The 6,497-nt window shown below is 66.6% G+C and carries 10 protein-coding genes; 1 reads left to right on the top strand and 9 read right to left on the bottom strand.

Annotation, left to right across the window (positions count from 1 at the left end):
- The 8 genes from VFV09_00585 to VFV09_00620 form a co-directional block, all read right to left on the bottom strand.
- A partial coding sequence (locus VFV09_00585; protein HEU4866197.1) for a 4'-phosphopantetheinyl transferase superfamily protein occupies positions 1-298 on the bottom strand: 298 nt, incomplete at its 3' end.
- 23 nt (positions 299-321) lie between these two features.
- Positions 322-1,557, bottom strand: a complete 1,236-nt coding sequence (gene fabF, locus VFV09_00590) for a beta-ketoacyl-ACP synthase II (GenBank protein ID HEU4866198.1) — start codon at positions 1,555-1,557, stop codon at positions 322-324.
- Positions 1,550-1,804 (bottom strand): acyl carrier protein, encoded by a 255-nt coding sequence (locus tag VFV09_00595; protein HEU4866199.1) that lies wholly within the window; start codon positions 1,802-1,804, stop codon positions 1,550-1,552. Before VFV09_00595 ends, fabF begins: the two co-directional genes overlap by 8 nt.
- A 43-nt stretch (positions 1,805-1,847) precedes the next feature.
- Entirely contained in the window at positions 1,848-2,582 is a 735-nt protein-coding gene (fabG, locus tag VFV09_00600; GenBank protein ID HEU4866200.1) for a 3-oxoacyl-ACP reductase FabG, read from the bottom strand.
- Complete coding sequence (locus VFV09_00605) at positions 2,579-3,604, bottom strand: beta-ketoacyl-ACP synthase III (protein ID HEU4866201.1); 1,026 nt, start codon at positions 3,602-3,604, stop codon at positions 2,579-2,581. Before VFV09_00605 ends, fabG begins: the two co-directional genes overlap by 4 nt.
- Positions 3,605-3,623: 19 nt before the next feature.
- Positions 3,624-3,917, bottom strand: a complete 294-nt coding sequence (locus VFV09_00610; protein ID HEU4866202.1) for a hypothetical protein — start codon at positions 3,915-3,917, stop codon at positions 3,624-3,626.
- Complete coding sequence (fabD, locus tag VFV09_00615; GenBank protein HEU4866203.1) at positions 3,914-4,855, bottom strand: ACP S-malonyltransferase; 942 nt, start codon at positions 4,853-4,855, stop codon at positions 3,914-3,916. Before fabD ends, VFV09_00610 begins: the two co-directional genes overlap by 4 nt.
- Complete coding sequence (locus tag VFV09_00620) at positions 4,852-5,403, bottom strand: sigma-70 family RNA polymerase sigma factor (protein HEU4866204.1); 552 nt, start codon at positions 5,401-5,403, stop codon at positions 4,852-4,854. The genes fabD and VFV09_00620 overlap by 4 nt, the downstream gene beginning before the upstream one ends.
- 52 nt (positions 5,404-5,455) lie before the next feature.
- Here VFV09_00620 and VFV09_00625 point away from each other — a divergent pair, with 52 nt between their 5' ends.
- Positions 5,456-6,112, top strand: a complete 657-nt coding sequence (locus VFV09_00625) for a TetR/AcrR family transcriptional regulator (GenBank protein ID HEU4866205.1) — start codon at positions 5,456-5,458, stop codon at positions 6,110-6,112.
- Here VFV09_00625 and VFV09_00630 read toward each other — a convergent pair.
- Positions 6,101-6,497 (bottom strand): glycosyltransferase (locus VFV09_00630; protein HEU4866206.1); only part of this gene is annotated, 397 nt, incomplete at its 5' end. The genes VFV09_00625 and VFV09_00630 overlap by 12 nt on opposite strands.

The following is a 6,497-nucleotide window of genomic DNA, read 5'->3' on the forward strand; positions in this document are numbered from 1 at the left end:
TGCTGGACCCGGCCAGCTCGGCGGCGTGGCCGGTCAGCACCAGCGTCGGGCGGCCGCGATCTGCGCCCGACACCACCTCCACGTCGACCCAGCTGACCAACGGCCAGCCCTCGCCGAGGGCGTTGAAGGTTGCCTCTTTGGCCGCCGCCCGAGCGGCGAAGTGCTGTGCAGGATGCGGACGGCTGAGGCAGTACTCCTGCTCGGCCTTGGTGAACATCCGGTCGGCGAGCTTCGGCCAGGTCTGCATCCGGTCGGCCAGGCGCGCGATGTCGACTATGTCGATGCCCAGTCTGATCATCGGCCCAGCCTTCCAGGTTGCTGCTAAGTGCGGCCGAAGACTATCGAGGCGTTGTGGCCGCCGAAGCCGAAGGTGTTCATGATCGCCGCATCGAACTTGGCCGGCCGGGCTTCGTTCGGGACGACGTCCAGGTCGCACGCCGGGTCCGGGGTCTCGTAGTTGGTGGTCGGAGGCAGGATCTGGTCGATAAGGCCCATGACCGTCGCCGCCGCCGCAGTTGAGCCGGCGGCGCCCAGCAGGTGGCCGGTCATCGACTTGGTCGACGAGGTCGGGGGAGGTGAGTTGCCGAAGACCTTGTGGATCGCCTTGGTCTCGGCTGCGTCGCCGAGGCTGGTAGCGGTGCCGTGGGCCGAGATCAGGCCGATGTCGGCCGGGGTCAGCTCGGCGTCCTGCAGGGCCATCGTCATGCAGTTGGCGGCGCCGATGCCCTCGGGCTGGGGCATCACCAGGTGGTGGGCGTCGGCCGACAGGCCGTAGCCCAGGACCTCGGCGAGGATGGTTGCGCCCCGTGCGACGGCGGTGTCCCAGGCCTCGAAGACCATGACCGTCGACCCTTCGGCGAGCAGGAAACCGTCGCGGTTCTTGTCGAACGGCCGGGACGCGTGCTCCGGGTCGTCGTTGCGCTTGGAGAGTGCCCGGGCGGCGCAGAATGCGGCCAGACCCAGGGGGGTGATGGGGGTCTCGGTCCCGCCGGTCACCACGACGTCGGCGTGCCCGTTGCGGATGTGGTCGATTGCCCGGGCCATGGCGTTGCCGCTGGCGGCGCAGGCGGTGACGGTCGCCTCGTTGGGGCCCTGGAAACCGAACTCGATGGCCACGGCTCCGGAGGCGGAGTTTGCCATCATGCGGGCGATGAGGTCCGGCGCCACCGAGCGCGGGCCCTTGGTGTTCAGGTTCATCGTGTCTTCCTCGATGAGCCGGAGGCCGCCGACCCCCGAGCCGATGACCACGCCGACCCGGGAGGGGTCGGGGTCGTTGGGGTCGAGCTTTGCGTGCTCGAGCGCCATCTTGGAGGCGGCGTAGGCAAACTGCGTGAACCGCTCCATGCGGCGGGAGCGCCGGGGCTCGATGAAGTCGGTGATGTTGAAGTCGGAGACCTCGGCGCAGATGTTGACGGCGTAGCCGGTGGTGTCGAAAGAGGTGACGTGCCCTGCGCCGGAGCGTCCCGCACGAATCGACTCCCAGAAGGGATCGATGCCGATACCCACGGGGGTAACCGGCCCGATGCCGGTTACCGCTATGCGGCGCTTGTTAGGCATTGGTACCTACCTTGGCACTCAACAGGTCGGCCGCCTGGCCCAAAGTCGTTACGTCTTCGAGCTCCTCGTCGGAGACCTCGATGGAGAACTTCTCCTCGACCGCCATTACGACGGTCATCAGGTCGATTGAGTCCAGGCCCAGGTCCTCGAACAGGTTGGCTTCCTCGGTGATGGTGGATGCGTCGACCTTCAGCCGCTCGACCAGTGTTTCCTTCAGTGCGGTGACTACTTCGTCTCTGTTGGCCATTTCAACTCTCCTTAGTTATTTGAAGTAAATCTAACCGGCAGGCTCAGACGATGCCGCCGTTGATGCCTATGACCTGCCCGGTCAGGTAGCCGGCCCGGGCGCAGAAGCGCACGGCTTCGGCGGCCTCGTCGGCGGACGCCGCCCTGCCCATCGGAACCTTGCTCATCAGTGCGTCCCGTGCCGCCTGGGGCAGCCTGGCGATGAAGTCGGTCTCCACCAGCCCGGGGGCCACGACGTTGACCGTGATGCCCTTCGACGCCACCTCGAGCGACAGCGCCTTCGAAAACCCGACCAGCCCCGCCTTGGCGGCGGCGTAGTTCGCCTGACCCGGGTTGCCGGTGGTGCCGACCACCGACCCCATGTTGATGACCCGGCCCCAGCGGCCCTTGAGCATGCCGGGGAGCGCACGCTTGGTGCAGCGGAAGGCGCCCTTCAGGTTGACGTCGATGACCTCGTCCCAGGCCGCCTCGCTCATTCGCATCAGCAGGCCGTCCCGGGTGATGCCGCCGTTGTTGACCAGGATCTCGACCGGGCCCAGAGCCTGCTCGATCTCCTCGAACGCTCCGGCGACGCTCTCGGTGCTGGAGACGTCGATGTTGAACTCCATCGCTCCTTCGCACAGGGCCACCGTCTCCAGGGCGCCGTCCTTGTTGCCCCGGTAGCCGACCGCAACCCGGACCCCTTCGGCGGCCAGGGCAACTGCCGAGGCCCTCCCGATGCCGCTTCCGGCGCCGGTGACGAGCGCGACCCTGCCGTCTAAAGCGCCGTCCTCACTCACGCCGGCGTCGGCTCCAGCGACGAGGCCGGCGCCAGCTTCGAGGCCACCTCCTCGGGGGTCGGCAGAGTCCAGTTCATCTTGGCGGCGCCCCAGGTGTAGCCGGCGCCGAAGGCAACCATCAGCAGGCGGTCGCCGGGGGTCAGCCTTCCTTCGGACCAGGCGTCGCACAGGGCAAGCGGTATGGAGGCGGCCGAGGTGTTCCCGTAGCGCTCGATGTTCTGGTAGACCTTGCTCCGGTCGACGCCGATCTGCACCGCGCACTCGTCGAGGATCCGGCGGTTGGCCTGGTGGGCCACCATCAGCTCGAAGCCGTCCTTGCCGAACCGGGCGCCGAGCTCGCTCATCACTCGGACGGCGTTGCGGAAGACTTCCCGGCCCTGCATCTTGATGTTCAGGCAGGCGGGGTCGAAGCGGTTCCCGTCGGCGGGGAGCTTGCTGCCTCCACCCGGGACGAGGACCTGCTGGAGCCCGGAGCCGTCGGAACCCATCTCGAACTGGATCGGGTCGGCGTTCTCGTCGGCCTCCAGGACGACTGCCGCTGCGGCGTCGCCGAAAAGGGGAGCGGTCATGGCGTCGGTGAAGTCCAGGTGCCGGCTCAAAAGGTCGGCGCCGATGACCAGGACGCTGGTGGCGGCGCCGGTCCCGATGAGGGAGGCGCCGATGGAGAGGGCGTAGACGAAGCCCGAGCAGGCGGCGTTCAAGTCGAAGGCGCCGGCCCTGGTTGCTCCGATGTTGTCCTGGATGATGCTGGCCGTCCCCGGAAGGATGTAGTCGGGGGTGCAGGTGGCGCAGATCACCATCGACAGGTTTTCGGGGTCCAGCCGGGCTACTGCAAGGGCCTGCAGCGCGGCGGTGGTGGCCATGCTCGACGTCGACTCCTCCGGCCCGGCGTACCGGCGCTCGAGGATGCCCGAGCGGGTCACTATCCAGTCGGTGGAGACGCCGACCTGAGGAGCGATCTCCTCGTTGGTCACCACCCGCGTCGGCACGGCCTTGCCCAGGCCCGTTATGGCTACTCGCATTAGGTTCAGGAGTTGGGCGCTAGGTCCGGCGCAGCCAGAGGACCGGCTCGGAGCCTTGGACGGGAGCACCGTGGGGAAGCATGTACCCCATCATCCAACCGGCGAACGACGAACGGACCGGAACTTCCTGGCCGTTGGAGGACGTAACGCTTCCTACGACCTGCCCCTCCATTACGTACTCACCCTCAGAGGTAAAAGGTTTGGCGGGAGCGGGGCAGAATCGCCCGCTGCACGGTGCGAGTACCAGACGTTCTTCAAGCACCAGAGCCTCACCGGGCGCTGAGTCGGAAACTGTGTCGGACCAGGCAATCATGAGGACACTCCTGCCGGCTCGGTTTGATAGTTGATGATGTTCCCCCTCGTTATTAGTGATGTTGCTTCTTCGTCGTTGGACACGCCTTCCAGCTCTGCGGCGTCGTCGATCTGGCGAACCAGACCGCGGAGCACCTTTCCAGGGCCCGTCTCGATGAATGTCGTAAAACCGTCGTCCCGCATGCGGCGCACCGCATCGGTGAAGCGGACCGGGGCGGTGATCGCCTCGACCAGCAGCGACTTGATCTCGTCCGGCTCGGTGTGGGCGTTGCCGTCGGCGTCGCAATACACCGGGCATGCGGGCTGCACCATGGTGACCTCCGCGAGGGCCGCTTCAAACGTGTCGCGGGCCGGCTGCATGAGCGGGCAGTGGGCGGCGACGGGCACCTTTATTCTTATTACCCGCATTGCGCCGGCTTCCATGCACTTTTTTGCCGCTTCGGCCAGTCCTCGGTCCTTGCCGGAGATCACGGTCTGCTTCGGTGAGTTGTAGTTGGAGACCCAGACGTCGCCCTCGGCGGCGCAGATCTCGCCGATCTTCTCGGGGTCCAGGCCGATTACCGCCGCCATGCCGCCCTCGTTGCGGCGCCCGGCATCCGCCATTGCCTTGCCGCGCAGAGCGACCAGGCGAAGTGCTTCGTCGAAATCCAGGGCCCCGGCGATGACCAGCGCCGGGAACTCGCCAAGGCTGTGGCCGACGACTGCGCCGGGCTCCAGGCCCAGAGCCTGCATCTTGCGGCCGATGGCCACCTCGGTGACAAACAGGGCGGGCTGCAGGACATCCGGGGCCCAGGAGGGGTCTGGGTCGGTCGTGCACAGCCGCTCGAGGTCACGGCTGACCACACTGCGGCTGGCTTTGAACAGCTCGGGGGCGCCTGCGATGTCCAGGCCCATGCCGGCCTTCTGCGATCCCTGTCCGGGAAACATCCAGGCGATCAAGAGACTTCCTTTTTGAGCGTGGCCAGTGTCCGGTGGACCAGCACCCGGGCGGAGCCCTCGGTGCGGCCGAGCGCCTGGGCGATCTCTGCGTGGGGAAGCTCTTCTACAAATCGAAGGATCATGGCGTGGCGCTGCTCGGCAGGAAGCTTGCGCACTGCGCTCAACAGCTGGGCGATCTGCTCCTCGTCGACCAGGGCCTTGCTGAGGTCGGAGTCCTCGATGCTCTCAGAGGCGGGCTCGTCGATCTCCTCGATGGAGACGGTGGCCACAAATTTGCGGCTGTGGTTGGCGCTGGCATTGCGGGCGGAGGTGAACAGCCACGCAGCTATTTCGGGCTCTCCGGGCTCGCGGGGCGCCATGTGCTTGAGAGCCTGGGAGAAGACCTGAGCGGTGAGGTCCTCGGCGTCGTGATGGTTGCGCACCCTTTTCAGAACGTAAGCATGAACCGGCTTTACGTACCTGGAGTAAACTTCCTTGAACGCTGCATCTTTCCAGGCAAGCTGGGGACGACGTAGGCGGGCTACCGCCTTAGGGGATTTTTCGCTCACATAGAGAAAGACACGTGAGAGTGCGAAACGTTACGAGTTACCTGAGGTAACTTTGGCCGAGCCAAAAAGGCGAGTTTCCAAGGAAGAGCGCCGCCGGCGCCTGCTGGCCGCGGCCGCCGACCTGTTCGGCACCGAGGGCTACCGCAAGACCGAAGTTGAGGCACTCGCGCGCAAGGCGGGGGTGACCAAACCCATGCTGTACCGGCACTTCCCCGGCGGAAAAGCCGAGATCTTCATGGCCGTCCTCGACGCCCACATAAATACTTTACTGCGTTCCCTCTGGGAAGCGATGGGATCGTCGAGCGACCCCCGCAAGCGGCTGCAGTACGGGCTGAGGGCGTACCTGATCTTCGCCGAGGAGAACACCGCGGGCTTCCACTTGCTGGTCCACTCGTCACCCGAGCTCGACCCGGGGGTGGGGGACCGCCTCCACGAGGTGAGGGAGTCGATCGCCCGGGGACTCAGCACCGCCATCGCCGACGTGATGAAGGGGGCCGGCCTCCACGCCGAGGGGGCCCCTCTCTACGCCCACGCAATGCTGGGCGGCGTCGAGTCGGTCACCTCGTGGTGGCTGGCCGAAGGCAAGACCCCCGACCGGGAGAGGATCGTCGACCACCTGCTGGCCTTCTTATGGCGCGGCTTCGACGGCCTGCCCCGGGACCCGACGAAGTTCCATCGGGACCAGGAGAAGCCCGGCCTAGGCGCTTAGCTCTTCGCGCCTGCGCAGCTCGATGTGTTTGGTCAGTCCCGAGCGGCGCTGGAGCGTCTCCAGGAACGCCTTCTCGTAGCCCTCGACCATCTTGCTCACGTCGAAGTTGTGCAGAGCGTGAGCCCGGCAGGCGGCCGGGTCGATGTCGCCGGCCCGGTCGATCAGCTCCGGCAGCTCCGCCGGATCGTCGGTGACGAAGCCGGTCATCCCGTGATGGACCACCTCGTCTACCGCCCCGCCCCGAAGGGCGACGACCGGCGTTCCGCACGCCATGGCTTCGACCATCACAATGCCGAACGGCTCGGACCAGCGGATCGGGAACAAGAAGGCGTGGGCCCGCCCCATGAGGTCCTTCTTGGTCACGGCGTCGGCCTGGCCGACCCAG

It is taken from the genome of Actinomycetota bacterium, from assembly GCA_035759705.1.
Lineage (GTDB): Bacteria > Actinomycetota > CADDZG01 > JAHWKV01 > JAHWKV01 > JAJCYE01.